Below are 26,052 nucleotides of genomic sequence, written 5' to 3'. Positions count from 1 at the left end.
CCCTTTCAAATGATCTTGAGTGGGCGTTCATCTTGACGGTGGTACACTCGTTCGCTAGTAGTATTTTCTCGGGAATCGCTTTCACTGGCCTCGTTTTCTCTGCATAAAGTTATGATTAATCCGGGATGAGCATTACGGGCCGACAGCGTCCAGCCGTGCGCCATGGCGATTTCCTGGCAGATGGCCAGCCCCAAACCAGCGCCATGGTCGCGCCGATGTGCACCTCGCCAGAAGCGAGAGAACAACTGAGACAGCTGTTCTGGCTCGACGCCTGGCCCCCGGTCACGCACGGTTATCGTATTGCCCTGGATCTCCATGCTGACGAGAGTCTGCTCGGGGGCATGCTGGATAGCGTTCTCCAGCAAATTCTTGAGCAGGGTGAAGCATGCCCCGCGATCAGCCTTCCATGTCACCCCTTGATCCGCGGCAAGCACCGTTAAATGCACGTCGGCGGACTCCGCCATACGCTGCAAGTAGGTGGAAGTTTCGTGGGCGATGTCCTGCATCTGAACCATGGTAAACTGGTAGTTGTGTGCCTCGCTTGCTTCGGCCAGAAGTAGCAGTTGTTGCACTTGGCGCGTCATGTACTCGACATCGCTCAATAGCGCCTCGCGATCATTCTTACCATCTGCGATCAATTCAATCTGTGCACGAATCAATGCCAGTGGTGTTTTTAACTCGTGTGCTGCATGGCCGAGAAACTCCTGCTGTAGGCGATAACCCCGCTCAAGGCGTTCCAGGGCGTGATTGAAGCTATCCACTAGTGGCGCAATCTCCACGGGCACCGCTTCCGTACTTAGCCGGGCGTTGATGGAGCGCGGCGAAATGGCCGCCGCGGACTCCGATACGTCTCGCAACGGCTTGAGGGTGTAGCGCAGGGTGACGAAGGCACATAGGCCAAAAGCGATAAACAAGACAAAGCCGAACACCAGCACGCCAGCGACCACTTGTGGGAAGGCAACGAGATACAGGACATCCACAAACCGGGCGCTGGCTGCGAACTGTAGGTACCACGTTCGGCCTGCATGCTCGAGGGGTTGCGTGGCGCCGTAATAGGTCTGTCCCTCGTGCTCGAAGGTGAAGTTGCCACGCGCCAAACGCTGAAGCTCGTCGTCGGCCAGCCAGAAAGCTTCTCCGGCACTCGATACCACCGCCACGTTCCCGGCATCATCCAGAATCCGATACGCCGCCTCGCGTTGTGGGCCTTCGTATAGCCAAGCGCGGTCGTTCATGCTGGCGTCGAAACCGACGGGCCGGCCACGACTGTCGAACTCGATATTGTCCACCAGCCCATCGGCCGCGTCGGCCATATCCATACGAGCCAGTAGATCGCTCTGAAGCACCACTGCTGCGGCAATTAACAGCAGTGTGATACTCAGCACCATGCCCGCCACATAGGCCAGCAGTATCTTCAGCCTCAGGCTATTTAGCGTCATCCGCTTGACGAAGCGCATACCCCATCCCCCTGACGTTGGCGATCCGCTGGCGCGAACCGATGGCAAGCAGCTTACGGCGTAAACGGTGCAGGGCAACATCCAGGGCGTTCGGTGTTACCGCCTCGCTTAGGCCCCAGGCCGCCGCTTCCAGCGCGCTGCGGCGTACGACCTCATCATGCTTGTATAACAGCAACTGCATAATGTGCAGCTCCGCCGGGGCAAGGGTAATACTCTCGTTCCCGCTGAACAGAACGCCGCTTTCCGTATGCAGTCTCAGGTCGCCGTGAATGGGGTCGATTGAATGGAATTCCGCAGGGCGGCGTAGCAAGGCACGAACACGTGCCACCATCTCATCCATGGCAAACGGCTTGGGAAGGTAGTCGTCGGCACCTGCTTCGAGGCCTTCTAGCCGGTCATGCAGCGCATCGCGAGCCGTTAACACCAGGCAGGGCACGCTAAGGCCCGCGTTGCGCAACTTCTTGAGCAATAGCAGCCCATCACCATCCGGTAAGCCACGATCGAGTACCAGTGCCTGGTAGGGCATCTGCTGAACGGCAGCCCAAGCCGAATCAATGCGGTCGACTACATCAACGGCGATACCAGCGGCCACCAACCCTTTGCACATTAAATGCGCTAGCCGGTCGTGGTCCTCGATCAGCAGTATTCGGCTCATCAGAATGTATAAAGATAGCCAACTAACACGGCGTTTTGGGTCGAACGATCCACCAGCGGGCTATCTTTGATTTCGTCCGCCAGGCTCGTGACCTCAACACCTATCAGCACAGAGTGATGCTGGTCAAACTGGTACACGCCGCGCACCCCCGCCTCGATATTGACAGCCGATTCCCCTGAATAGGCAGGGCGATCGAAGCGAACCTCACTATCGCGAACGCCGAAGTAGTAATCGACGTTCTTGTCGTCCTGCCAGGACGCCCCCACGTGTGGGGTTAGCATTACATGTTCGCCGAATTCCCACGTTCTCTCCAGGCCAAGATCGAAGCGCTGCCCGTCGCTGTTGCCGGAGACGTCGGTGAGCCATTCGGCGCTGACCTCGAACAGCTCGTTTTCCCACTCCACGTTGGCCCCCGCCCAGAAGCCGCCCTCGCGCTCACTCATGCCGTTGAGAATCGGGGCGTCGCCTTGCTCGTAGCCGCCACCATCGTACTGGGCGACGATACCGAAATTGAGCTGTTGAGAGTCGCTGATGACAAGACTCGGCAGTTTGAATTCGATTTCCGGACCGAAGACACTAATGTACCGGTTCTCGATCAGGAGCAAGGGAAATGGGGTGTTTTCCCTGTCGATACCGGCATAGGGATCCTGTTCGCTTATGGCGCCTACGCCCAATCCCCAAGTGGTTTCGTCTGAGCTCTCTTCGTCGGCGAACGCCAACGGAGAAGCAATAACAAGACCACCGATAAATGCGGCTGTCGCCAATCTTATAGTGGTGAGGCGGTCGTTCAGCAATAGTGACTGATGAGAACTCATGGTTGCACTCCTAGCAGGGTATGTAAGTGAGAGCGGTACGAAAGTGCCATCATCAGGAGCGCTATCTTACGCGTTTCTTACTGGTGCCGGATTTATTTAAAACGTTACCTCAGTAAGAAATGAGAAAGGAAGGCAGGCCGATAGTTGTTCAACAGAAATGCTTGATGTCGTTTTTCATCAACGAACTGAACAATTTGAAACAGGCCTGAATTATGCCATCTCCGACCAGAAAGATGTATCTCGGCATTATGATTGTCGTGATCGCTAGCGCTGCCGCGCTGGCATGTATGCAGGCGGTGTCGTCGGAAAGCGATGCCGTCGCCGAACTGACGGCGCAGCCCTCACTTTCCGTCAACGTGACGACATTAGAACCTCAGACGCTTCCGACGACGATTGCGGCCAATGGGGATATCGCTGCGTGGCAGGAGATCATTATCGGTACCGAAATCGGTGGCCTGCGGTTGGTAGACGTCAAGGTAGACGTGGGTGATGAGGTCACGGAAGGGCAGGTGCTGGCCGTTTATAACGACACGACGGTGCGCGCAGAGCTGGCGAGGAGCCGCGCTGCCGTGGCGGAAGCCGAGGCAACGCTTGCGGAAGCGAATGCCAACGCCCAGCGTGCCCGAAGTTTGCAAACCACGGGATCGCTTTCAGAGCAGCAGATTCAGCAATACGAAACCGCCGAACTCACCGCCAGGGCGCGGCTAGGCGTTGCGCAAGCGCAGAATGAAGCCCAAGCGCTACGCTTGGCTCAGACGCAGGTGGTCGCCCCGGACGACGGTTTGATTACCTCCCGCACGGCCACTGTTGGCGCTATCACCGGTGCTGATCAGGAACTGTTCCGACTGACGCGCCACGGTCGGCTGGAGTGGCGGGCCGAGGTCGCCGCCTCTGAGCTGAATAAGCTGCAACCCGGCCAGGCTGCCAGGGTCTCTCTGTCAGGCGGCTACGAACTCGACGGGCGTTTGCGCACGATCGCGCCGCGCGTGGATCCCGCTACCCGCAATGGCCTGGTCTACGTCGATCTTCCCGTAAGCGACGTCGCTCGGGCGGGAATGTTTGCGCGGGGCGAATTTGAACTGGGCAGCCGCCAAGTGATGACGCTACCCCGCGCCGCGGTGCAGCTTCGCGATGGCTTCGGCTACGTCCATCGCGTCAGCGATGATGGCCAAATAACGGAGCAGAAAGTTGCACTGGGCCAGCACACGGAGGATCGCATCGAAATTCTCGCCGGGCTTGAACCCGATGCCCGAGTGGTCGCCTCTGGCGGTGCTTTTCTCGGCAATGGTGATCAGGTGCAGGTGATTGATGGAGAGCCGGGGCATTCACCCCACACGGACGATACCGACGTCGAGGAGGGGGTATGACGCTTAATACCTCATCCTGGGCGATTCGCAATCCTATTCCGGTTGTTCTGCTCTTCATCCTATTGACCTTCTGGGGGCTCATCTCCTTCCGAGGCTTATTTATTCAGGACTTGCCGGATGTGCAACTGCCCCTCGTGGAGGTCTCCGCCTCGTTGCCGGGGGCGGCCCCCGCCTTAATGGAGAACGAGGTTGCCCGCAAGATTGAGGACTCCATCGCTACCGTCTCCGGCGTCAAAAACATCACTACAACGCTGACGGATGGCAATGCCGAGATTGCTATCGAATTCAGGCTGGAAAAGCCCGTGCAAGAGGCTATTGAGGACGTGCGCGACGCGGTTGCTCGCATCCGCTCGGATCTACCCGCCGACCTGCGTGATCCAGTGATTCGGAAGGGTGAGTTTTCCAGTGAGCCGATTGTACGTTACACGGTGACCTCCTCCGATCTAGACGATGAGGCACTCTCCTGGTTCGTCGATGACAAAATGACAAAGGCCGTCTTGGCGGTGCCCGGTGTTGGTTCGGTTCGGCGCATCGGCGGGGTCGATCGCGAAGTCCGCGTGGCATTGGATCCGGATCGCCTGCTGGCGATGAACACGACAGCGTTGGATATCTCCCGCCAGTTGCGTCAGGCGCAGTTGGAGGCCCCCGGTGGCCGCGTGGATGTCGGCGGAGCCGAACAGGCCGTGCGCATCATCGCCAACGCTGAATCCGCAGCCGAGCTGGCGAGGATGGAGCTGGCACTCAGCGATGGCCGCCGTATTCGCCTTGATGAGGTGGCGACGGTTACCGATACCGTGGCCGAGCGGCGCTCAATTGCACTCTTGGATGGCGTGCCCGTCGTCGGCTTCGAGATGACCCGTGCCGAGGGATACGGCGAGGTGGATGTGGCCGAGGGCGTGCAGTCTGCGCTCGCAGAATTGCAGGCGCAATATCCTCATATAGAGGTCGAAGAAGCCTTTAATTTCGTCGGGCCGGTGCTGGAGAACTACCAGGGCTCCATGCATATGTTATTCGAGGGCATGGCGCTGGCGGTGCTGGTGGTGTTCTGCTTCCTGCGTAATTGGCGGGCGACACTGATTGCGGCGGTTACGCTGCCGCTGTCGATCATTCCCACCTTCGCTTTCATGCACCTGATGGGCTTCTCGCTCAATGTGGTGACGTTGTTGGCGCTCTCGCTGGTGATCGGGGTGTTGGTGGATGATGCCATTGTCGAGATTGAGAATATCGAACGGCATCTGTTAATGGGCAAGCCCCCGCGCCGGGCCGCCATGGATGCTGCGGCAGAAATCGGCTTGGCCGTGGTCGCCACCACCTTTACGTTGATTGCCGTTTTTCTGCCCACGGCATTTATGAGCGGCACCGTCGGACAATTCTTCGTTCAGTTCGGTTGGACGGCCTCTGTGGCGGTGCTGTTCTCGTTGTTGGTGGCGCGCCTACTCACGCCCATGCTGGCGGCGTATCTGTTGCGCAAACCCCATCAGCAGCATCGTGACCCAGCGTGGATTAGCTACTATCTGGCCGTCGCCCGTTGGTGCCTGCGCCACCGTAAGACAACGCTCCTCGCGGCGGCGGCCTGCTTTGCGGGAGGTATCTGGCTGGCCTCGACCCTGCCGGGCACCTTCATACCCCCCGATGATAATTCCCAGACGCAGGCGACGCTCACCTTGCCGCCCGGCAGCACTTTATCTGAAGCGGAGGCGCTTGCCGAGCAGGCACGCTCACGACTGGCGACGCAACGGTATGTCACGAGCGTCTTTGCGGCCGTCGGTGAGAACTCCGGCAGCAGTGACAGCGGTGTGACCTCGGTTGAGCTGACTGTTGGTTTGGCGGATCGCGCAACCCGCGCGGGTGTTACGCAGCAAGACATAGAGCAGCAGTTACGCATTGCACTCGCCACGCTTCCCGGCGTGAGAACTCGCGTAGGCGACGAGGGGGATGGCTATGAGTTGGTGCTCGCCGGTGAGGATAGCCGGGTGCTTGAACTACATGCTCGCCAAGTCGACCGGGAGATGCGCGCCATTCCCGGCATCGGCGCGGTGAGTTCGACGGCCAGCCTGGTCAGGCCTGAACTCATTGTACGCCCTGATGTTGCCCGCGCCGCCGACCTTGGGGTCTCGGCTCTGGCCATCGCCGATACGCTGCGCATCGCGACAGTGGGCGATAACGCCGAGGACCTTCCTAAGTTGAACTTCAGCTCGCGTCAGGTGCCGGTGATGGTGCGGCTGGCGGATGCCGCTCGGGAGGATATAGCGACCCTTAAACGGCTACCCGTGCCTGGTGCGAACGGGCCAGTGCCGCTGGAGAGCGTGGCTAACGTTGAGTGGAGCAGCGGTCCTTCGGAAATCACCCGGCATGATCGTCTGCGCAACGTCAATTTCGAGGTGAGCCTGCAAGGGCGGCCTTTGGGAGAAATCGAACAGGCGGTGCAGGCACTGCCCAGTTTACGTCAGTTGCCGCGCGGCGTGTTTCAGACAGCAGAAGGCGATGCAGAGGAAATGGCGGAGCTTGCCTCAAGCTTCGGGATTGCCATGCTGACCGGCGTGCTGTGTATCTACATGGTGTTGGTGCTGCTGCTCAAGGATTTCATGCAGCCGGTCACTATTCTGGTGGCACTGGTTCTCTCCATCCCTGGGGCTTTCCTTGCGTTGTTCCTCACGCAGACGCCCGTGTCGCTGCCTGCCATGATCGGATTGATTATGCTAATGGGGATTGCCACCAAGAACTCGATCCTGCTGGTGGACTACATCATCATCGCCCGTCGGGTGCAGGGGTTGGAACGCGTAGACGCCATTCTTGATGCCTGCACAAAACGTGTCAGGCCCATCGTAATGACCACCATTGCCATGGGGGCAGGCATGATGCCGATCGCCCTAGGATGGGCTGGCGATCCCAGCTTCCGGGCCCCCATGGCCTTTGTTGTCATTGGCGGGTTGATCACGTCGACGCTGCTGAGCCTGCTGGTGATTCCTGTTGTCTATAGCTGTGCAGATGACCTTGTGAATTGGCTGCGCCGTGGTGCGAAACGGGGCACATACACAATGGGCGCCTAAGTACGGTTGTTACTCTGTTAGCTTGCATTGATTCATTGAATGAGGATTGAAGGTTGTTGGCCGTTTGTGCACTCAACTGCAAGCCAGCGTCTGCTGACAGCATTTACTAATAGTGTTCGAGTGATGAGGCAATGAACACGATAAGCAGTGCCAGGAGGCCAAGTATCCCGAAGGCATAGTGCAGCGTGACAAAGTGGGCGGTAAAGCCGATCAACGGCGGCCCGAGCAACATGCCGCCATAGCCCAAGGTCGCCACACTGGCGATAGCAACGCCGGGTGGGGTGTCGGGGTCGTTGGCTGCGCGCGAAAAGGCCAGTGGCATGATGAGTGCGTAGCCGATACCGAGGAAGAAGAAGCCAAGCAGCGCTGCCATGAAATTGGCGGGGAGCACGGCAAGCAGTACGCCAAGGGTAGCCGAACACCCTGCGAAGCGTGCAGCGGTCGCCGGGCCTAGCCGGGAAATCACGCTGCCGCCGATCAAGCGCATGATGACCATCGCCATCGAGAATACGGCGTATCCTATCGCTCCCTGGGCTGTGGTCGCCGATGTGACGGTGACCAGAAACAGAGCACTCCAATCGGCAATGGCGCCTTCGCCGAGAGAGGCACAAAGGGCGATGATTCCGACCCAAAGTAGAACCCCATGGGGGAGCGGGAAGCGCTTCGCACCCGCCGCGCGCGGCCTCGTTTCAGACTGCCAGTCGATGCTTCCCAGCAAGATCATGCTCACGTACATCGTGATGCCGATGAGCGAAAAGTGCGTAAGTAGCGACAGCTCCAGACTCACTGCCATATAGCCAGCAGCAGCACCGACGCCTGCTCCTAGGCTCCACATGGCATGAAACGATGACATGACCGGCTTTCCGATGAAGCGCTCCGCCTCGCCGGCCCAACTGTTCATGGTGACATCCATGGCACCATGGCCGGCACCAAAGAGAAACAGCGCAGCAGCAGTCAACCACAGATTGAAAGCGCAAGCGATCATCACTAACGCAAGGGTATAGGCGACCGCAATGGCGAGTGTTGCGCGAGCGGCGCCGAAAGTATCCGACGCTCTGCCAGCCAGCGGAAACGAGATCAGAGCGCCGGAAGCAAGCACGAGCAGCAGTAGGCCGAGCCAGCCGCCATCCAGGTCGTGGTGTGCCGCCACAGTGGGAATGCGCGAAGCCCAGGTGCCGAACAGGCCGCCGTTGAGAAAGAACATAGCGGCGACAGCGAGCCAGACTCTTCGAGGACTAGGCATGCACAACCTCCATGGCCGAGCTACCAAATTCCTCCACTTCTACCGCCTCAGCATCAGTGATCAGACAATCAATATCTTCGGTAGCGACCGCTCTATGTCGCGCGCGTCGCCCCATCTTCTCACGTGAGGCCAGCACCAGGGTGCACTTCGCCGCCCGGGACATGGCGTGTTTGAGGTACGCCTCCTGCAGGTCGTCAGCACTGAGCCCAAATTCGGCATCAAGACCGCAGACGCCGAGAACGGCGATGTCCGCATAGAGGTTGGCAGTGGCAAGCAGTGCAGTGTCACCAACATTGACACCACCGCGCACGCCTAACTGTCCTCCTAGCATGAAAACGTCGACGCCATTTTTCTGACATGCCACCGCGACCCAGGGGGAAGGTGTCATGACCAGCAGCCCCGGTTTCGGTTGTAGCCTCTCGGCGAGCGCGAGTACTGTGGCTCCTCCATCAAGCAAGAGGGTGTCGGCGTGGCTAATGAAACGCGAAGCCCGGGCGGCTATGGCATCAATGGCCTGTGATTGGGCCGGAACCCGATACTGCAAGGGAGGTGAAGCTGGCGCAGTAGCAACCGCTCCGCCTCGAACCCGTTGCGCTTTGCCCTGTTGTTCAAGAGCAATGATATCTCGACGAATGGTGTCCAGTGATACATCGAACTCCACCGCAAGGTCTTGCGCGATCAGCTGTTCGCCACTGGCAAGCTTGGCCAATAGCTGCTGCTGCCGGGTCTCTGGAACGTTAAGCATAAAGCCTCCTGTGCGTTGTTTTGCATTTTTATGCAATGTTGTGCGTTTTTTAGCATTTTTATGCATGAGGCGCTAGAGGCTTGAATAGCATTATTTGCACGAGGAGTGCATTCAGCTTTCCGGAGTCAACAACAGTTTATTTTTCGGTCAAGTACGGCAGAAGGAGGGGGATGGTCAGGTAGCCTGTCACATCCTTGTTGCTTGCTACGCTGAAGAAGCTTTTGGCTTGTTTGGTTATGTGCTCTTCCGGGCGGTTAGCTGTGCACTGGGTTGCGATAGGCGCTTGGGGGGATACCGACTTTGTGGCGGAATACCTGCGAGAAGTGGCTGGGGTTCGAATAACCCACCTCCATCCCGATATCAATGATGCTGTGGTCGGTGTGCGATAACAGTTGACGCGCTCGGTCCATGCGCAGACGGATGAAGTATTGTGATGGCGATAGCCCCGTTGCCTGCTTAAACAGCCGACTGAAATGGTATTCGCTCAACTGCGCCGATTCAGCCAAGTCCGCCAGGGAGAAGGCTTCGGCCAAGTGTTGATTCATAAAGTCGATGACGCGACGCAGTTTGTAGGCTTGCAGCGCGTTGTTACGCCTGCCCATGACCTTTGGGTCGCGGTAAGTCCGGACAAGATGAACAGCCAGTGCCTGGGCAAGACTGCGGACGAAAAGTGAACTAGGCTCGCGCCGTTCGGCTAGTTCCAGCCGTATCTTCTCAAGCAGCATCCGCACCAGATCGTCTCGTCCGCCGGAGATGTCGAGAAAGCTGATCGGGTCAGCCTGGCTGCCTAGCAGATGGCGAGATGCGTGGTCGACCAGCGAATGGGCGAGATATAGGTGCATCACTTCGAAAGTGTCGCCTTCTCTGGCCTGCCAGCGCATTTCATACGGCAACGCAGTGGTGGTCAGGTAGAAGTCTCCCGTCTGCACCTGCGCCATTTCCCACTCGCCGCCCAAAGAGCGTTCCTCGACGATGGCTGAACCGGACAGCACCATCACCATGAGCGGTTCGGCCACGGCTGGAACCAGCACCGGTTCCGTGATGCTGTGATGCGTGAATAGTTGCAGTACCACATCCTGTAGCTCAGCTCGCTGCGGCAGTGCCACCTGCTCGCTCGGCATGCACTCCAACATGGCCTCTGCTGGGATTCGCAGAGTGTCCCCAGGCGCAACGATAGGCTCGGGCTTAGTCACGAAGTTCTATCCATCAGCGATGCTCTCGGGTGAGGGCGACAATCGACAGCTTAGCGCAAAACTGCGATAGCCGGCGCAAGCCTCCTAAAGCCGCTTCCGCCTGCCTGCGCGATAGTCACTCCGTCATCAACGAAAGCCCCCCTATGGGAGCTGGCCGGCGAATACCTCGCTTGGCCCCGACACTGGAGAAGAACCATGACGGACAACATAAACGTTGTGCCACATGAAGTTGAAGGCAAGGTCGCGCTGGTAACGGGCGCTGCCAGCGGCATCGGCAATGCCATTGCTCTGCTGCTGAATGCACGCGGCGCCAAGGTCGTCGCAGAGGATATCAACCCCTCTGTTAAAGAACTGGCCCGGCCAGGGTTGGTGCCGCTAGTGGCCGACATCACCCAAGACGGCGCTGCTGAGCGTGCCGTTGCCCTGGCGGTAGAGCAGTTCGGCCGGTTCGACATCCTGGTGAACTGCGCAGGCATCATCATCAACAAGCTGGTGCTGGACATGACACGGGAGGACTGGGAACGCGTGCAGGCCGTGAACTCGACGTCGGCGTTTCTGCATTGCCGCGAAGCCGTGAAGGCGATGATGCCCAACAAGTCTGGCGCGATCGTCAATATCGCCTCATATGCTTCTTACTTTGCCTTCCCGACCATTGCGGCCTATACCGCATCGAAGGGTGCGCTAGCTCAACTGACCCGCACGCTGGCGCTTGAAGTCATCGAACACGGTATTCGCGTAAACGCCATTGGGGTAGGCGATGTGGTCACCAATATCCTTAACGATGTCATGGAAGATGGCCCTGGCTTTCTGGCCCAACACGGTGAGGGCGCGCCCATTGGTCGCGCGGCGCAACCGGAAGAGGTCGCCGAAGTGGCCGCCTTCCTGGCGTCGGAGCGTGCGAGCTTCATGGTCGGCGCTGTCGTCATGGCCGATGGCGGCATGACCGTCACTGCAGGCTGAGCGGAGGCTTTGCGATGCAGGCCGTATTATCAACCTTTCCAGCAACACGCTGACGCTGAATGCTCATGGTTACGAGCGAATGGTGGTATCGCTTGAGCAAGTTCAGACACTAAATACCTCGATGACCCGGTCACGGAACCAGCGCTGCGCAGGATGAGTATCGTTGCGGCGATGCCAGGAAAGCGTGAAAGGAACCGGGTCGAGTTCGATAGGCGGGTTCCCCAAGTAGAGATTTTCTGCTTGGCCGGAAGCTTCCACTACCCCTTCCAGAATCGTCGCGATCATATCCGACGAGGCGACAAGAGCAGGAGCGGCGTAGAGCTGCGGCAGGGTCAAAGCGAGTTGCCGCTTCAGCCCCTGTTTTGCCAGGGCTGTATCCACGACGCCGAAACGATCGTTCTCGGGAGAGACGAGAAGATGCGTCAGGGACAGGAATGTTGCGAGGTCCAGGCCCTGACAAATGGCCGGGTGATCTCTACGCAGGATGCAGACGAAGCGCTCTTCAAACAGGGGAACGCTAAGAATGCGGCCAGTGGATGTGGGCGGGACGCCGATGGTCATTTCCACTTCCCCAGTATCGAGCATCGAGATGGCATCATCCCGGCCAGTGAAATTCCGTACAGCTAGCGTTATGCCCGGTGCTGTCTCGCGAAGCTTCGCAACCAGCCGCGGCAAAAACCTGAACGCCGGGTGATCGGACAGACCGATAGATAGAGCGGCGGTGGATGAAGAAGGATCGAACTCTTGAGTGAAATCCAGCGTGCGCTGGATTTCCGCCAGCGCATGGCTAAGCGGTTCGGCCAAGTCGAGAGCCCGTGGGGTCGGCTGTAGACCGTTGGGTCCGCGTACGAATAACTCATCCCGGAGCAGAGCACGAAGCCTTGAGAGTGCAGCGCTCATTGCTGGTTGGGTGCGTCCGATCCGTATCCCTGCACGCGTGACGCTTCGTTCCACCATTAGGGCATCGAAAGCGACAAGCAGATTGAGGTCTATCCCGTGTAGATTCATGAGATGGATGTTAATGCATATCAAAAATCGATTTCAAGTATGTTCATCGCAGCCCTACGCTATGAAAACCCTCACCACGAGAACCTTCACAGCGAGAACCCCTCATGATTGATTCCACCACTCAGCGTAAGGCCAAAGTAGCGGGTCTACCCGCTGAAGAGCTCAAGGCCATCGAAACATTCTATCGTGCCTTCGAAGGCATGCCGGAACTGCTCGACGAAGCTGTCGCGGCCGATTGGCAGGATATACCGCTTGCTCCTGGACAGACAGCAGGCCGAGAAGGAATGAAACCACTCATTGCCGAATTCGGAGCTGCGTTTCCTGATGCAAAAGTTACAATCCACGAGATCATAAGCACGCCGGGCCGTGCCGCCGTGCGAGCCATGATCTCAGGCACACATGAAGGTGAGTGGTTCGGCATTGCACCGACCGGCAAGCCCTGCCAGCTCGCGATTCACGAATTCCACCATATCTCTAATGGCAAATTGACCCACACCTGGCACCTTGAAGACTGGTTTGGATGGCTCAATCAGATCGGTGCCTGGCCCGCGACTCAGCAGGAGAGTACACGATGAAAGCCATCCGTATCGCCGGTTATGAGGCCGAGTCGAACCTCGATGACGTCGCCAAACCAGTGCCAGCTAGCGGTCAGGTAGTGGTCCGAGTCCGAGCCGCCAGTCTCAATCCGCTCGACGTCAAGCTGCAACGCGGCTACATGGAACAGTTCTTTCCTCTGACCTTTCCCTACACGCTAGGCACCGATCTCGCCGGTGTCATCGAGCAATTGGGGCCGGATGTCGACGGCTGGGCTTTAGGTGATCAAATCGTCGCCAGGACCGATCCGACCGCCGGGGGGGCTTTTGCAGAATACGCCTTGGTACCGGTGGAGTACCTTGCGAAGGCGCCTAGTACCTTATCGCTCAAGGAAGCGGCCGGCATTCCGACAGCCGCCAGTACTGCTTGGCAGGCCTTGTTCGAGTCCTTCGAGCTTACTGAGGACCAGAAGGTATTGATCCATGCCGGCACGGGTGGCGTCGGAAGCTTTGCCATTCAGTTCGCCCATCGTGCCGGGGCAAAGGTCATCGCAACGGCCTCGGGTAGCGGTTTAGATATCGTCCGTCTACTCGGTGCCGATAGGGGGATCGATTATCGTCGCGAGGATTTCGTCCGGAAGGTATCCGACATTGACGTCGTACTCGATACGATGGGTGGCGAAACTCAGCAACGCTCTTTCGACGTGCTGCGGACAGGTGGTCATTTATTGTCTACCGTCATGCCGGCTGATGACACTTTGGCAGCCGCCTATAACGTCACTGCAGGTTTCGTATTCCATGCTTCCGACGGTCAGCGCTTGGCGAGAGTATCGAATACTATCGACCAACACGGTCTGCGGGTCCTGGTGGACCGGACAGTGCCGTTTACAGAATTCATTGCCGCATTTCAACACCTGGCCTCAGGGCATGCACGGGGCAAAATCATCATCACATTCGATTGAGTTTGACCGCAGTGCCTGATCCGCATTGACTATAATGCTCCAGCCAGCTGCATGCAACGCTGCCGTCCGCTCAACCTGATCGGGGCTACATTAGCAATTTTGAAGTGGGTGAAACCAAAATCCGCGAGGAAATCCTATGAACTCGCTCAAACAGGCTGTCCAGGCTTATACCAGCCGCTACGCCGACAACCGTGGTATGGCGCTAACCCCGGTGCCGGGTTTACGAATGATGTGCCTCAAGGCGCCATCTGGCGACCTGCATTCGGTTTACAGGCCGCTGATATGCCTGGTTTTGCAGGGTGCGAAGCGCTTGATAGTGGGGAATGAGGAACGGGTTTTTTCTACTGGGCAGTCCGCCCTCGTTAGTGCTGACATGCCGGTCATCGGACGGGTCGTGCAAGCAAGCCAGAGCGAGCCCTATCTGGCGATCGCCGTCGAACTGGAGGTGGCGCTCTTGCGCGAGCTCACGGCCCATATCGATACCCCCCGCCCGCAGCGCTCTTCAGAGATGCCTACGCTATTCGCCGTCGACACCGAAGCCGCACTGCTCGATTGCGCATCACGGCTGATGCACCTGTTGGATCGCCCGGAAGCGGCGCCGCTCTTGAGCCCGGGAATCATGCGGGAACTGCACTACTGGCTTCTGTCTGGGCCTCACAGTGATGCATTGCGGGTGCTGGCAGACCCGGATAGCCATGCGAGCCGTCTTGCCGCCGCCATTACGGTACTCAGAGCTGAGTACCAGTCGCGTGTGCCCGTTGAGCGACTTGCGGCAGAAGCGGGAATGAGTAGCACCTCGTTTCATAAGCACTTTAAGCACATGACGTCGCTCACGCCGGGGCAGTACCAGAAGCGACTTCGCCTGATTGAAGCGCGCCGCTTGATGCTCAATGAAGGGTTCTCTGCGAGCAGCGCTGCTTTTGAAGTGGGCTACGAGAGCGTGCCCCAGTTTACCCGCGAATATGGGCGGTTGTTTCAGAAGCCGCCGAAACAAGATGCTCTGCGAGCTCGGAGATCTATCGAACATAGAGTACCGCCGTTAACGGTTACCACAGCGTGACCTTTGCGTCCCATTTAATCCGTGAGCGTGTTGGCCAGTATGCCTTTTGCTAAACTTTGGCGCGTCGCAAACAGAAAAATTGTATTCACTTTAACTAGCTATGGACGGTCATGATGGACACTCCAAGAACGATCTCTCTTGCTTGCCTGCGTGTCATGTTGTGCGCCATTCTACTGGTGGCGCTGGTATTCGGTGTTGGATATCAGGCCAGCGCCGCTGAACCTTCCAATGACGCGAGGCAGACGGTGGATCAGTTGCTTCGGCTGATTGATGAGCGGCTGGCTATCGCACCCGATGTCGCGAAGGCTAAATGGAACTCTGGTGCTCCTATTGATGCGCCAGCACGAGAAGCGCAAATTCTAGAGAGGGTTGTGGCTGAAGCCACGCGGGCGGGTATCAATGAGGCCTTTGCTCAGACGTTTTTCAAACATCAGTTTGAAGCAAGCAAGGTTATCCAGCACCGTCTACATGAACAATGGAGGCAAACAGAGCAGCCTCCCTTTGAATCTCCGCCAGACCTTGCCGACGATATTCGCCCCCAACTTGACCAATTGACACCACAACTGATGGCTTCACTTCGCGACTTTCAGCGTGTTGCTGAAAGCGAAGGCGTTAGACAATATCTTGAAAATAATGCCGAAACCTTGGTGAATGACGGTGTAGGCGGTGTAGCCCGGGAAGAGGCATTACGCCCACTTTACGAAGCCACCGACACTGCAAATGTGGACGTGCAATAAACTCAGCGTTAGGCAAGAAAGGGGCGTGTATCTACGTTGGATTCGGCTTGGCTGAATCCTATGGTGCTACGCTTATCAACTTGCTTCATCCCTGTCCGCAGATAGCGCCACCTCCTTGTACGCTTCGAGCGACTCAAGCCGCTCTTTAAGCGCATGGCTAATAGAGTCATAGGCAGTGCTGCCCAACGTAAGGCGTAATGGCGGGTTCGGCATGTCCGTTGTTTTAATGATGGCATCAACGGTATTGCCTGCATCGCCTTTAATAGCCAGGGCGCCTGACGCCAGTGCTCTACGCAGCTCGCCTGCTGGGGTATCTTCATAGACCGGCGTCGTGGGTGTACGATCCAGCCCTTCAGCAAAGTGGGTAGCAGTGGGCCCCGGCTCGGCGATAATGAAATCAATACCGAAAGGTGCGACTTCCTTCGCCACGGATTCGACGAACCCCTCGATGCCCCACTTCGTGGCGTGGTAAAGGCTGAAGCTTGGATAGGCTATCTGACCGCCCTCTGACGATACCTGAACGATGCGGCCACCTCCTTGCTCGCGTAGATGCGGCAGTACGGCGCGAATGAACTGGATGGAGCCTGTGAGGTTAGTCGCGATTTGCCGCTCAATCTGTTCATCGCTGGCTTCTTCGGCAGCGCCAAAGAGTCCATACCCCGCATTGCTGACGACCACATCGATTCGATCGAACGTCGTGAACGCTTGCGAAACGGTATCTCTCATCGTCTGTGTATCCGTCACGTCGAAGGTCAGTATCTGCAAGCGATCACCATGCAAGGCGAGCAAGTCGTCCAGCGAACCCTTGCGGCGTATCGTTGCTATAACGCGGTCGCCGCGTTCAAGCAGCCGTTCAGTGAGTAGTCGGCCAAGGCCGGTGGATGTGCCTGTGATAAGCCAGGTTGTAGCCATGAGGTATCTCCTAAGTCATTCATCAAGTGTTGCAAGACAAAGGCTAGGGCAGTAACACTGGTAAGAGAATACTCATCAATTGGCACGAGGAGGTGAAAGTAATTCACCAATGAGTAAGCCAACGTTAACCGACCTGAAGGCGTTTCAGGCCGTGGCGGAACATCGCAGCTTTCGCCGAGCAGCTGACTTAATGGGGGTTAGCCGCTCTTCACTCAGCCATACCGTGCGCACGCTGGAACAAAGGTTGGGAACTAGGCTGCTGCACCGAACCACACGTAGCGTCTCTCTGACCGAGAGCGGCGAGCGGCTGCTCTTGCGTTTGAGCCCGTTAATGAGCGACCTGGAGACGATCCTGGAGGATGCTTCCAGCGCTGAAGGAAAGATCACGGGGCGGTTGCGTATCAATGGTAGCGAAGGGGCCGTGCGTCTGTTGTTGCAAACCGTGGTGCCGCGTTTTCTTGCCCTTCATGATGGCGTTGAGCTTGATCTCGTGGCAGAAGGGCGGCTGGTTGATATTGTCGAGCAGGGATTTGATGCGGGCGTAAGGCTTAGAGAGGCGGTTCCTCAGGATATGGTCGCCATCCCTGTAGGGCAGGAACTGCGTTTTCTTGCCGTTGCCTCCCCTGACTACCTGCACGGCCGAGCGGCACCAAAGACCCCGGACGACCTGGCTTCTCACCAGTGCATAAGGCAAAGGCTGCCGAGCGGTAAACTCTACCGCTGGGAGTTTCAGCAGCACGGCCAGGACATCGCGGTTGATGTGCCAGGTGCGCTGACCTTGGACAGTAGCCAACTAATGGTGGAAGCCGCAGCCGATGGTTTAGGCATCGCCTACGTGCCAGAGTCCTATGCCCACGCCTATTTAAGGGATGGGAGGCTGGTCACCGTGCTCGATGAGTGGTGTCCCCGCATCCCTGGGCTGTGTCTTTACTACCCCAATAACCGTCATGTACCGCCCAGCCTGCGGGCTTTTATCGATCTGCTGCGAGAGTTGCGAGCTTAGTCTCTATTAGTGCAACCCACCTTGAATAAGCGCAGCGGGCGTCTGGACCGCTTCAGTCTCGCTGCAGTTGCCACGCACCATTGCCGCTGTATGGCCAATAACTCCGCTATTAGGTGACTTACCTCTTGTGCTGACTAGGTGGCTTTTGGGGCCGGCTTGGGTATGGCGCTGCCGGCCCTGGCCAGCCCCGCGGTAAAGGCAAGACATGCGAAGACCAGCACAGCGTAGTCGGGGGACAGCCGATCCATCAAAAAGCCAAAGAGTGGGGCGCCAGCCGTCTGGCCGATCGCGATGGTTAGGAAGCCGATCATCAGGCCTGTGGCGGGCCGGTCGGGCAATGCCGTGACGCCCCATACCAGATAGACACCTGTCACCATGATGTAAGCCGCGCCGAACAGCATGCCACCGACGATTGCCAGTAGGGGAGTGGAGGCACTGGTACCAACCAAAAGAATGCCTGCCGCCAATGCCCCCAGAAAGAGCCAATGCACCCGGTCGATCCCGAAGCGCGCTACTAACGTGCCTGCGCCTGCGCCCACAATACCGGCGGCGCCGATGGCGATCCAAAGCAGCCCCGCGCCGGTATTGCCCCAGCCAAGCTGCAGCGCGACGAGTTTGCCGCCGAAAGACCAAATAGCGGTGCTGGACGCGCCCATCAGAAAAGCAGCCGCGATCAAGCGCATAATAACGCTGTTAAAGGGCGGCAAGCCGCCCGAGGACTGGGTCGCCTTGGTGCCGCTGGGTACGCTGATCGCGGCGACTACCGCCATCACAAAAGCGGCCGCGGCAAAACAAGCGAAAGCCAGCCGCCATTGACCTCCCATCAGTAACGCGACCGGCCCTGAAAGCACCACACCGGCACTCGTTCCGGCATTAATGATCGTGTTGGTGGCACTTTGCCGTTTAGGGCGGACGGCGGCGGCCACCGCTGCTGCCATGGGCGGAGAGGCCAGCCCGGTGCTTGAGCCAGCCAGCATGACCGCGCTGGCGAGCAATAGTGGGGAGGGCGCTATGGCGATGCCTGCCATGCCGACTGCCGCGACCAGTGCTGCTCCAATGGCGACGGCGCGGGCGCCGATGCGTTCGGTCAGGTAGGCCGATAGGATGATGGCGATACAGTAGCCCAGGAATGAACCGCCCGATATGAAACCACTCAAGGTGGGCGATAGAGCAAGGTCAGTGTCGATCTGGGGCAGAAAGAGCCCGAAGGCGAAGCGCGCAAAACCATAGCACACTGCGATTAAGCCAAACCCCGCCGCACCGAGGTACACGCTGGGGCTCATGATTGTGCCTGCTTGAGCAGTGCTAATGCGGCTTTGTGTGCCGAGACTACTGCCTCCGGGCCACGGTAAATCGCGGCCGCGGTGGCGCCTTCGTACAGGATAAGGATCTGCTCGGTGAGTTCTGGCATCTCCTGGTCATCGGTCTCTATCGCGACAATGTCCTGGATTTTGTCATAAAGCCTTGCCTTGTGAGCCAGCACGGCATCGTTGATTGCCGGCGTGTCACCGCCAGTTTCGCCGTAAGCGCGCAGAAAAAGGCATCCTCTTGCGCTCTCGCTCCTTATCCATTCTTCCAGCGCGTCGAAGAGCGCATCAACGCTGTCCACTTCGATGTGCGGCTGGAAGCGTCGATGGCGCTCTTTGAGCACCTCCGTTATCAGCGCCGTTTTACTACCCGCATGCTTGTAGAGCGTTCGGCTCGACATGCCCGCCGCCTTGGTTAGCTTGTCCATCCCTGTGGCGGTAAAGCCGTGCCGGTCGAAAAGCTGTTCTGCTGCTGAAATCAGCTTTGTTTTGGTATCCATGCGAATAGTGTAAAACGATCATTTTACATCGTCAATTGCCACCTACTTGTGATGAAATAAGAAGAGCTCACATCTTGTTGAGCATTTCCACCGCTTCATCGAAGTGTCCGTCGCGCTCCGCCCAGCGCAGGAAGTTGACGTTTTCTACCAGAATTTCCTTGGGCGTGGGTTTTTCGTGGAACAGCGTCATGACTTCGTCGATAAAGTCATCGAGCGGCATATAGCCTTCGCGGGTCGACTGGCCGGGTGTCAGTTCCGTCTGCACGGCGGGAGGCGCCAGCTCGATGAGCTCGACCTTGCGCTTGAGCTGTTCGCGGAGCGAGATTGTATAGGAATGAATGGCCGCTTTGGTGGCGTTGTAGGTGGGCGTGCCGCTTAACGGCACAAACGCCAACCCCGAGGATACGTTCACGATCGTCGCGTCTGGCTGGCTTACCAAGTGGTCGGTCAGTGCGTTGGTCAGCCGGATAGGCCCTAGCAGATTGGTGACGACCGTTTGTTCGGCATCAATGAGGTCATGCGTACTGGTCAAGTCCTCGCGGCGCATGATGCCCGCATTATTGATCAGCACGTTGAGGTTGGGGTGCTCAGCGACGACGCGCTTCGCAAAGGCAGCGATGTCCTCTGAATCCTCGACATCGATGACCATCGCGTGCATGTCGCGCTGGCCAGTAATGGTTTCCTCCAGCGTTTCCATGCGCCGTCCAGCGACGATGACGGTATTGCCCAGTGCGTTGAAGCGTAGAGCAAGCTCACGGCCAATGCCGGAGCCACCGCCGGTGATGAGAATGGTGTTTCCTGATGTTTTCACTGTTTTACACTCCGCCTATCATTAGGATTCAATGCCATCAATATGGACATCGATAGTCGCGCTGCTCGAACCGCTTCGTTGGCGTGGCTCCTGAATGGCTGCGCTGACCTTTACTTTTTAACAATTCCACGGCGGCAGGGCTTGCCAACCCTTGCGTAAAACTTGCCTGATCCTGTGGGGGCGGGTAAATACCTTCAGCATCTTGCTAACGTTGAGTTGAAAGGCGGGAGAAAATCAGATGAATTCACTCAAACAGACCGTCTCGACGTATGCCAAGCGCAGCTAAAACAGGCTGCGCTATCAAAAAACTATCGAGGCAGGCAGTAACCATGCAGCGACGTCGCAGCGAATAGGCGCTTGCACCGTATGGCACTTGATTACTCGGGTAGTCTTGCAATGACCTTGATTTCAAAGTCGAAACCCGCCAGCCATGTCACGCCGACCGCTGTCCAGTTTGGGTAGGGTTTTTCTGGAAACGCTCGCGCCTTGGCTTCCAACCAGATGGGGAATTGGGCTTCCGGGTCGGTATGGAAGCTCGTCACATCGACGATATCGTCGAAGCTTGCGCCCGCTGCTTCCAGTACTCTCTGTAGGTTGTCGAAAGCAAGCTGCACCTGAGCGGCAAAATCTGGCTCGGGCGAGCCGTCTTCACGACTGCCGACTTGGCCCGATACAAACAGAAAGTCGCCCGAGCGTACGGCGGCGGAATAGGTGTTCTGCTCATAAAGAGCCTGGCGGCCCGAGGGAAAAATAACGTCACGCTTAGCCATGTGAATCTCCATCAGTAGGTCGAAACCGACCCGTTGTTTACGGTGAAGTCACTTTAAGCCCCCATCTTTGGTGGATAAACGGCGAATTCTGTTCAACATTGTTTGTATATTTCAAACAATCACGAGGGATGGTATAGCCATGGATCGCTTTAACGCCATGCAGGCATTTGCTCGGGTCGTGGAGACGGGCAGCTTTACCAAGGCCGCTGAAACACTTCACATGAGCAAGACCAGCGTGACGCAACTGGTGCAACAATTAGAGGCGCGCCTGCGTGTAAAGCTGCTCAACCGCACCACACGTAAGGTTAATGTCACGGCTGACGGTGCCGCCTATTATGAGCGTGTCATTAAGCTTCTGGCCGATATGGATGATGCCGACACCAGCCTTTCCAATGCCTCTGTGCAGCCACGCGGCCGACTGAGAGTGGACGTGCCCAGCCCTTTCGCGCGCATGATCTTGATTCCCGCCTTGCCTGCCTTCCACGCCCGCTATCCCGATATTCAGCTTGATTTGGGTGTGAGCGATCGCATGGTGGATCTGATCGGTGAGAGCGTGGACTGCGTAGTGCGCGGCGGGGAGCTCACGGATTTATCTTTAGTGGCACGTCGCGTGGGTGATCTGACGCTCGGTGTTTACGCCGCGCCAAGCTATCTGGAAAGGGCTGGCTGGCCTTCGCATCCACAAGCGCTGTCACTCCCGCCTCACTACATTGTCGGGTTGAGATGGGCACGTGCGGGTTCGGCTTTTCTCTATGCCATGTGCCGCGATGGAGAGCGTGTTTCCGTGCAAGGGCGCTATGTCATCTCGGTCGACGACGGGAATGCCGGCCTTGCGGCTGGCCTGGCGGGGCTCGGCGTAGTCTGGCTTCCAGACTATATGGCCAGTGAGCACATATCTCGGGGGGAGCTGGTTCGCCTGTTTGATGATTGGCACCTGGAACCGATGCCGATGTACATCGCTTTTCCACCGAATCGGCACGTCAGCGCCAAGCTGCGTGTGTTTATCGATTGGGTCGTCGAGTTGATGGCTCAGCATGCGCTCATAGTTGATCGAGGGGAGAACAAGCCTAACTAATGATGGGGCGGCTGGGCGCCAACTGTTTTGCTGCTCGGCTCAACAAGCCGGTTTCCACCACGCATACATATGCTAAGGTGTTGACCTTCTTAATGCTCCTTTGTTGTTACACCGAAGAGTTGACTGTTGCCCGTGAGAACAGATAGCCGCCTCTCCCGTATGCTGCATGTGTTGCTGCACATCGCGCGGGAATCCCAACCGATTACTTCAGAGCAGATTGGAGCCATGCTGGGTACCAATGCTGCCGTGGTGCGGCGCACTATGGCGGGCCTTCGTAAGGCAGGCTATGTAAAGTCTGAGAAGGGTCACAACGGTGGCTGGCGCATCGCCTGTGATTTGCACAGTGTGACGCTGCTGGATATACACAACGCCGTGGGCGGGCCGCGCATTTTCGCTATTGGCACCGACCGTGATAACCCGGACTGTGCGGTAGAGCAGGTGGTTAATGCGGCGCTTTTTGATGCCATGCGCGAAGCGGAAGCGCTACTGATCGCCCGTTTGGGAGCGATCACGCTGGCGGAACTAGCCACTCAGTTTGACGATATTGCGACGCGCAAAGGCTACCAACTGCCGACGCCTTAATACTTCACCACCTACCCGATTAACGTTAATCGGCATTCTCAACATTGCCATTGACCTCTGTGCGCTTTTTAATGTATCAATAAAAGATACATGAAATGAGTTTATTCACCATGGGCTTAAAAGGCTGGGTGTACACGGAGGAAGGGCAATGAGTTTTGATGCAGTGATTATCGGTGGCAGCTACGCAGGCATGGCGGCAGGGCTACAGCTAGCCAGGGCAAGGAGGAGAGTATTGCTGGTAGATGCAGGACAACCCCGCAACCGTTTTGCTTCTCACTCCCATGGTTTTTTAACCCAGGATGGTGCGCCACCCGCAGAGATAGCAGCAGAGGCCCGTAGCCAACTGATGGAGTATCCAACGGTTGAGTGGCGTACGGGGCGGGTGGAAGCGGTAACGGGGGCCGCTGATAACTTCTTGGTGGCGCTGGCCGATGGCAGCACCTATCAAGCACGGCGCATTATTCTGGCCGCGGGTGTTACCGATGAGCTTCCAGGCTTACCGGGGCTAGCCGAGCTGTGGGGAAAATGCGTTTTCCACTGCCCGTACTGCCACGGCTATGAGCTGGGCAAAGAGGGTATTGGTGTGCTGGCAACCTCAGAACTCGCGATGCACCATGGTTTGATGCTGCCCGACTGGGGCGCAACCACGCTGTTTGTTAACGATGCCTTTGAACCCAGTGTCGAGCAACTGGCTCAGCTTAAGGCGCGCGGTACCCATATCGAATATGGCGCAGCAGAACGCCTTGTGCCGCAAACGGAGGTTGGCGTTGAGCTGGTAATGCAGGATGGTCGAGTGTTTCCGCTGGTGGGCTTATTCGTCGCGCCGCGCATTCACCTTAGCCCGTTAGCGGCTCAATTGGGATGCGAGCTAGAGGAGTCTCCCATGGGCAGCATCGTTAAAACCGATGCAATGCAGGCCACTACAATCCCCGGTGTTTTCGCCTGCGGTGATGTGGCCCGCGCCGCAGGGTCGGTCACCTTTGCCGTGGCCGATGGCGCCATGGCGGGGCTCTCTACACACCGGTCGCTGATGTTTGGGTGTTAAGCAAAAGGCTGACCTATGCAGAACCGCCAAGGGGCATGAAGAGTGCCCCTTGGCGTGCAAGAACTGAGCTAGCGTTTCGTGCGCATGACGATGAGTAGCTGTGTTGCCGTACCTACAGCGGCGATAACCCCCGCACCAAGCGCTAATGTCGCAACGGGAAGGTGGAGGGCAAGCAAAATGCCCCCGCTCGCTGCACCTATCGCACTGCCTAAATAGAGCGCTGATTCATTGAGCGCGACCGCCAGGTTACCGTCGCCGTGGGCTTGGCGCGTACGAACGAGTTCGTTGTTTTGTGGCACTTGCAGCGCCCAGCCCACAGCCCCCCAAAGCGCAATCGGAAGTAACGTCAGCAATGGGTGGATGGACGCCGTGAAAGGCAGAGTAATGAGCGCCAAAAAGAGCAGGAACATAATCGCCAGGGTAATCACAGGGCCGATAAACCTGTCTACCAGAGGCCCAATCAGAAAACTGCCCACGACGCCGCCAATCCCCCACACCCATAAATAGCCGGTAATCGACTGAACAGCGCCTGACTCGCTGGCCGCCATGAAGGGCGCGATAAAGGTATACATGCCCAAACTGGCCACAGCGCCCAATAAGGAAACCGCCAGAATAGCCATGGCATGAGGGCTTCGCAAAATAGCAAGCTTGCGAACAAGTGAAAGCGTTGGGGCGGATGGAAGCGCAGGTAGTTTTACCTGTAGCCCCGCGTAGGCGATTAACCCAAGTGCTGAAATAAGCCACATCGCTGACTCCCAGCCTAAACGCTCCGCCAGTAACAGGCTGATAGGCACCCCCAGCACCGTGCCGCTCGCCATGCCACCCATAATGATGGCAATCGCTTTACCGCGATGATCCTCATGCGTTATGGCGGCTGAGGCGGCAATCCCCATGGCCAGATAGACCCCAGCGCCAATGCCTGCGATGGCTCGCCATAGAGCGAGGGAGGTAAAGCTTGTGGCCAGCGCGCTCGCGATATTGGCGAGAATAAAAACGGCCAGTGCCACTAGTAACCCCAGGCGTTGTTGATTACCAGGCAACAGGGCAACGACGACAGGCGAGCCTAAGCCATAGGCTAAGGTGAATGCCGTGACTAACTGAGCAGCCGTTGCAGCAGAGACACTAAAGGCGTCTTCGATAAGTGGAATAAGCCCCGCAGTCACATAAGAGGCCATCCCCAACGCAAATGCACCCAGGGCTATTAAATAAACCGATAAACGAGGTTGATCAGCCATCACGCTCTCCATGTTAGATAAGGATCGTAAAATCACCGGTAGTTCTGCCAGTGAGAGGCTATTCTGGAGAGGCTTTAAAAGGGGTACAATTTAACTGTTTATGCTATTACTAAAAGTGATAAGTTATTAGAGGTAATGAGATGATCGCTGTCCGGACGCTTACACGAACGCGAGAAGACTTGGCTGAGTTTCTACGCACGCATCGCGAAAAAATTGCGCCGGAAGAGGTGGGGCTGCCTCCCGGAAGACGGCGGCGCACGCCAGGGTTAAGGCGTGAAGAAGTCGCCGCTTTAGCAGGTGTGGGGCTGACTTGGTATACCTGGTTGGAGCAGGGCCGCGATATTAGCGTATCGGCGACCTTTCTAGACAATCTATCCAAAGCGCTCAAGCTGGATGCGGCTGAGCGCCGACATCTATTCTTGCTTGCCCATCAGCGGCTACCTTCTGAGCTAGGTAAAACCTGGTGCAGTGTGCCGCCGCTGGTTCAAACGTTGATGGACGACCTGCCTACGCGACCTGCGTATATCCTGAACTTGCGCTGGGATGTGCTGGCGTGGAACGGGGCGGCCGATAAGCTGTTCAACTTTTCTTACCATGCACCAGAGCGCCGCAATATGCTGTGGTTGTTATTTACCGACCCTGCCATGCGTCAGCGCTTATCACCCTGGGAAGCGCAGGTCAGCCAAATGCTATCCAGTTTTCGGCGCGACTTTGCCCGAGCGGCGCAAGACCCCACCATTGATGAGCTTGTCGAAGAGTTAACCAAGGTATCGCCTGAGTTTAAGCAGTTGTGGAAAACCCAGGAGGTCAACGCCCCTTGCCAGGGAGTACGCCATCTTTACCTTGAGGAGTTGGGCGAAGTAGCGTTCGAGCACACGACGTTAACCGTCGATGAAGAGCGCCATCTACGGTTGGTTTATTATGCGCATAAGGGAAGCGAAGCCAAGGAGAGTACCTTCAATGAGTGGGTGTTGGACTGATCTGCTCTGGTAACAAGCCAAAGTAAAGGCCTTTTTCTGTTGTCTTTTTT

General features: G+C 57.4%; 25 protein-coding genes and 1 pseudogene. 12 read left to right on the top strand and 14 right to left on the bottom strand.

Translation table 11 applies throughout. From position 1 onward, the window contains the following. Nucleotides 1–5: 5 nt before the first annotated feature. From ACUVOF_RS02490 to ACUVOF_RS02480, 3 genes are read right to left on the bottom strand one after another with little or no spacing between them, the layout of a single operon-like run. Nucleotides 6–1,454: an ATP-binding protein gene (locus tag ACUVOF_RS02490; protein WP_447042860.1), complete on the bottom strand. Its 1,449-nt coding sequence runs from the start codon at nt 1,452–1,454 to the stop codon at nt 6–8. Further along, entirely contained in the window at nt 1,423–2,109 is a 687-nt protein-coding gene (locus tag ACUVOF_RS02485; protein ID WP_447042859.1) for a response regulator transcription factor, read from the bottom strand. Before ACUVOF_RS02485 ends, ACUVOF_RS02490 begins: the two co-directional genes overlap by 32 nt. After that, nucleotides 2,109–2,924 (bottom strand): MipA/OmpV family protein, encoded by an 816-nt coding sequence (locus tag ACUVOF_RS02480; protein ID WP_447042858.1) that lies wholly within the window; start codon nt 2,922–2,924, stop codon nt 2,109–2,111. Before ACUVOF_RS02480 ends, ACUVOF_RS02485 begins: the two co-directional genes overlap by 1 nt. 212 nt (nt 2,925–3,136) lie before the next feature. Between ACUVOF_RS02480 and ACUVOF_RS02475 the strand changes: the two genes are divergently transcribed. Continuing rightward, on the top strand, nt 3,137–4,291 hold the full coding sequence (locus tag ACUVOF_RS02475) for an efflux RND transporter periplasmic adaptor subunit (RefSeq protein WP_447042857.1): 1,155 nt from the start codon (nt 3,137–3,139) through the stop codon (nt 4,289–4,291). Continuing rightward, the gene (locus tag ACUVOF_RS02470; protein WP_447042856.1) at nt 4,288–7,341 is read left to right on the top strand and encodes an efflux RND transporter permease subunit; all 3,054 of its coding nucleotides are present in this window, start codon (nt 4,288–4,290) and stop codon (nt 7,339–7,341) included. The genes ACUVOF_RS02475 and ACUVOF_RS02470 overlap by 4 nt, the downstream gene beginning before the upstream one ends. Nucleotides 7,342–7,447: 106 nt before the next feature. Here ACUVOF_RS02470 and ACUVOF_RS02465 read toward each other — a convergent pair whose 3' ends face one another. From ACUVOF_RS02465 to ACUVOF_RS02455, 3 genes are all read right to left on the bottom strand, one after another. Then, nucleotides 7,448–8,584: an MFS transporter gene (locus ACUVOF_RS02465; RefSeq protein ID WP_447042855.1), complete on the bottom strand. Its 1,137-nt coding sequence runs from the start codon at nt 8,582–8,584 to the stop codon at nt 7,448–7,450. Next, entirely contained in the window at nt 8,577–9,329 is a 753-nt protein-coding gene (locus tag ACUVOF_RS02460) for a DeoR/GlpR family DNA-binding transcription regulator (protein WP_447042854.1), read from the bottom strand. The genes ACUVOF_RS02465 and ACUVOF_RS02460 overlap by 8 nt, the downstream gene beginning before the upstream one ends. Nucleotides 9,330–9,583: 254 nt before the next feature. After that, nucleotides 9,584–10,522, bottom strand: a complete 939-nt coding sequence (locus tag ACUVOF_RS02455; RefSeq protein WP_447042853.1) for a helix-turn-helix domain-containing protein — start codon at nt 10,520–10,522, stop codon at nt 9,584–9,586. 195 nt (nt 10,523–10,717) lie between these two features. On the opposite strand from ACUVOF_RS02455, the gene ACUVOF_RS02450 reads away from it, so the two are divergent. Continuing rightward, nucleotides 10,718–11,482, top strand: a complete 765-nt coding sequence (locus tag ACUVOF_RS02450) for an SDR family NAD(P)-dependent oxidoreductase (RefSeq protein WP_447042852.1) — start codon at nt 10,718–10,720, stop codon at nt 11,480–11,482. Between the two features lie 102 nt (nt 11,483–11,584). On the opposite strand, the gene ACUVOF_RS02445 is transcribed toward ACUVOF_RS02450, so the two are convergent. Together ACUVOF_RS02445 and ACUVOF_RS02440 are read right to left on the bottom strand one after the other, a co-directional pair. Further along, nucleotides 11,585–12,286, bottom strand: coding sequence for a LysR substrate-binding domain-containing protein (locus ACUVOF_RS02445; RefSeq protein ID WP_447043222.1), 702 nt, complete (start codon nt 12,284–12,286; stop codon nt 11,585–11,587). An 18-nt stretch (nt 12,287–12,304) separates the two neighbouring features. Further along, nucleotides 12,305–12,490 (bottom strand): annotated as a pseudogene (locus ACUVOF_RS02440) (LysR family transcriptional regulator); the annotation flags it as partial. Nucleotides 12,491–12,594: 104 nt separating this feature from the next. On the opposite strand from ACUVOF_RS02440, the gene ACUVOF_RS02435 reads away from it, so the two are divergent. The 4 genes from ACUVOF_RS02435 (at nt 12,595) to aroQ (ending at nt 15,782) form a co-directional block, all read left to right on the top strand. Beyond that, nucleotides 12,595–13,065: an ester cyclase gene (locus tag ACUVOF_RS02435; protein WP_447042851.1), complete on the top strand. Its 471-nt coding sequence runs from the start codon at nt 12,595–12,597 to the stop codon at nt 13,063–13,065. Further along, nucleotides 13,062–13,985, top strand: coding sequence for an NADP-dependent oxidoreductase (locus tag ACUVOF_RS02430; RefSeq protein WP_447042850.1), 924 nt, complete (start codon nt 13,062–13,064; stop codon nt 13,983–13,985). The genes ACUVOF_RS02435 and ACUVOF_RS02430 overlap by 4 nt, the downstream gene beginning before the upstream one ends. A 136-nt stretch (nt 13,986–14,121) precedes the next feature. After that, on the top strand, nt 14,122–15,045 hold the full coding sequence (locus tag ACUVOF_RS02425) for an AraC family transcriptional regulator N-terminal domain-containing protein (protein ID WP_447042849.1): 924 nt from the start codon (nt 14,122–14,124) through the stop codon (nt 15,043–15,045). A gap of 113 nt (nt 15,046–15,158) precedes the next feature. Then, complete coding sequence (gene aroQ / locus ACUVOF_RS02420) at nt 15,159–15,782, top strand: gamma subclass chorismate mutase AroQ (protein ID WP_447042848.1); 624 nt, start codon at nt 15,159–15,161, stop codon at nt 15,780–15,782. A gap of 75 nt (nt 15,783–15,857) precedes the next feature. Here aroQ and ACUVOF_RS02415 read toward each other — a convergent pair whose 3' ends face one another. Beyond that, the gene (locus ACUVOF_RS02415) at nt 15,858–16,694 is read right to left on the bottom strand and encodes an SDR family oxidoreductase (RefSeq protein WP_447042847.1); all 837 of its coding nucleotides are present in this window, start codon (nt 16,692–16,694) and stop codon (nt 15,858–15,860) included. A 109-nt stretch (nt 16,695–16,803) separates the two neighbouring features. Between ACUVOF_RS02415 and ACUVOF_RS02410 the strand changes: the two genes are divergently transcribed. Further along, the gene (locus ACUVOF_RS02410; protein WP_447042846.1) at nt 16,804–17,697 is read left to right on the top strand and encodes a LysR family transcriptional regulator; all 894 of its coding nucleotides are present in this window, start codon (nt 16,804–16,806) and stop codon (nt 17,695–17,697) included. A gap of 134 nt (nt 17,698–17,831) precedes the next feature. Here ACUVOF_RS02410 and ACUVOF_RS02405 read toward each other — a convergent pair whose 3' ends face one another. The 4 genes from ACUVOF_RS02405 to ACUVOF_RS02390 form a co-directional block, all read right to left on the bottom strand. Continuing rightward, complete coding sequence (locus ACUVOF_RS02405; RefSeq protein WP_447042845.1) at nt 17,832–18,980, bottom strand: MFS transporter; 1,149 nt, start codon at nt 18,978–18,980, stop codon at nt 17,832–17,834. Then, the gene (locus tag ACUVOF_RS02400; protein WP_447042844.1) at nt 18,977–19,504 is read right to left on the bottom strand and encodes a TetR/AcrR family transcriptional regulator; all 528 of its coding nucleotides are present in this window, start codon (nt 19,502–19,504) and stop codon (nt 18,977–18,979) included. The genes ACUVOF_RS02405 and ACUVOF_RS02400 overlap by 4 nt, the downstream gene beginning before the upstream one ends. Nucleotides 19,505–19,571: 67 nt before the next feature. Next, nucleotides 19,572–20,315 (bottom strand): SDR family oxidoreductase, encoded by a 744-nt coding sequence (locus tag ACUVOF_RS02395; protein ID WP_447042843.1) that lies wholly within the window; start codon nt 20,313–20,315, stop codon nt 19,572–19,574. Between the two features lie 377 nt (nt 20,316–20,692). After that, the gene (locus tag ACUVOF_RS02390; RefSeq protein WP_447042842.1) at nt 20,693–21,085 is read right to left on the bottom strand and encodes a RidA family protein; all 393 of its coding nucleotides are present in this window, start codon (nt 21,083–21,085) and stop codon (nt 20,693–20,695) included. 139 nt (nt 21,086–21,224) lie between these two features. Between ACUVOF_RS02390 and ACUVOF_RS02385 the strand changes: the two genes are divergently transcribed. The 3 genes from ACUVOF_RS02385 to ACUVOF_RS02375 all read left to right on the top strand — a co-directional run bounded on the left by ACUVOF_RS02385 (nt 21,225) and on the right by ACUVOF_RS02375 (nt 23,787). Next, on the top strand, nt 21,225–22,160 hold the full coding sequence (locus tag ACUVOF_RS02385; RefSeq protein WP_447042841.1) for a LysR family transcriptional regulator: 936 nt from the start codon (nt 21,225–21,227) through the stop codon (nt 22,158–22,160). Nucleotides 22,161–22,292: 132 nt separating this feature from the next. Then, nucleotides 22,293–22,742: an Rrf2 family transcriptional regulator gene (locus tag ACUVOF_RS02380; RefSeq protein WP_035576985.1), complete on the top strand. Its 450-nt coding sequence runs from the start codon at nt 22,293–22,295 to the stop codon at nt 22,740–22,742. 148 nt (nt 22,743–22,890) lie between these two features. Further along, entirely contained in the window at nt 22,891–23,787 is an 897-nt protein-coding gene (locus ACUVOF_RS02375; protein WP_447042840.1) for an NAD(P)/FAD-dependent oxidoreductase, read from the top strand. A 68-nt stretch (nt 23,788–23,855) separates the two neighbouring features. Here ACUVOF_RS02375 and ACUVOF_RS02370 read toward each other — a convergent pair whose 3' ends face one another. After that, on the bottom strand, nt 23,856–25,022 hold the full coding sequence (locus tag ACUVOF_RS02370; RefSeq protein WP_447042839.1) for an MFS transporter: 1,167 nt from the start codon (nt 25,020–25,022) through the stop codon (nt 23,856–23,858). A gap of 140 nt (nt 25,023–25,162) precedes the next feature. On the opposite strand from ACUVOF_RS02370, the gene ACUVOF_RS02365 reads away from it, so the two are divergent. Further along, nucleotides 25,163–26,002, top strand: a complete 840-nt coding sequence (locus ACUVOF_RS02365) for a helix-turn-helix transcriptional regulator (RefSeq protein WP_447042838.1) — start codon at nt 25,163–25,165, stop codon at nt 26,000–26,002. Nucleotides 26,003–26,052: the final 50 nt, after the last annotated feature.

Source organism: Vreelandella sp. H-I2, assembly GCF_052959335.1.
The sequence above is the reverse complement of the archived record's forward strand: the minus strand, read 5'-3'. Positions and strand labels throughout refer to the sequence as shown.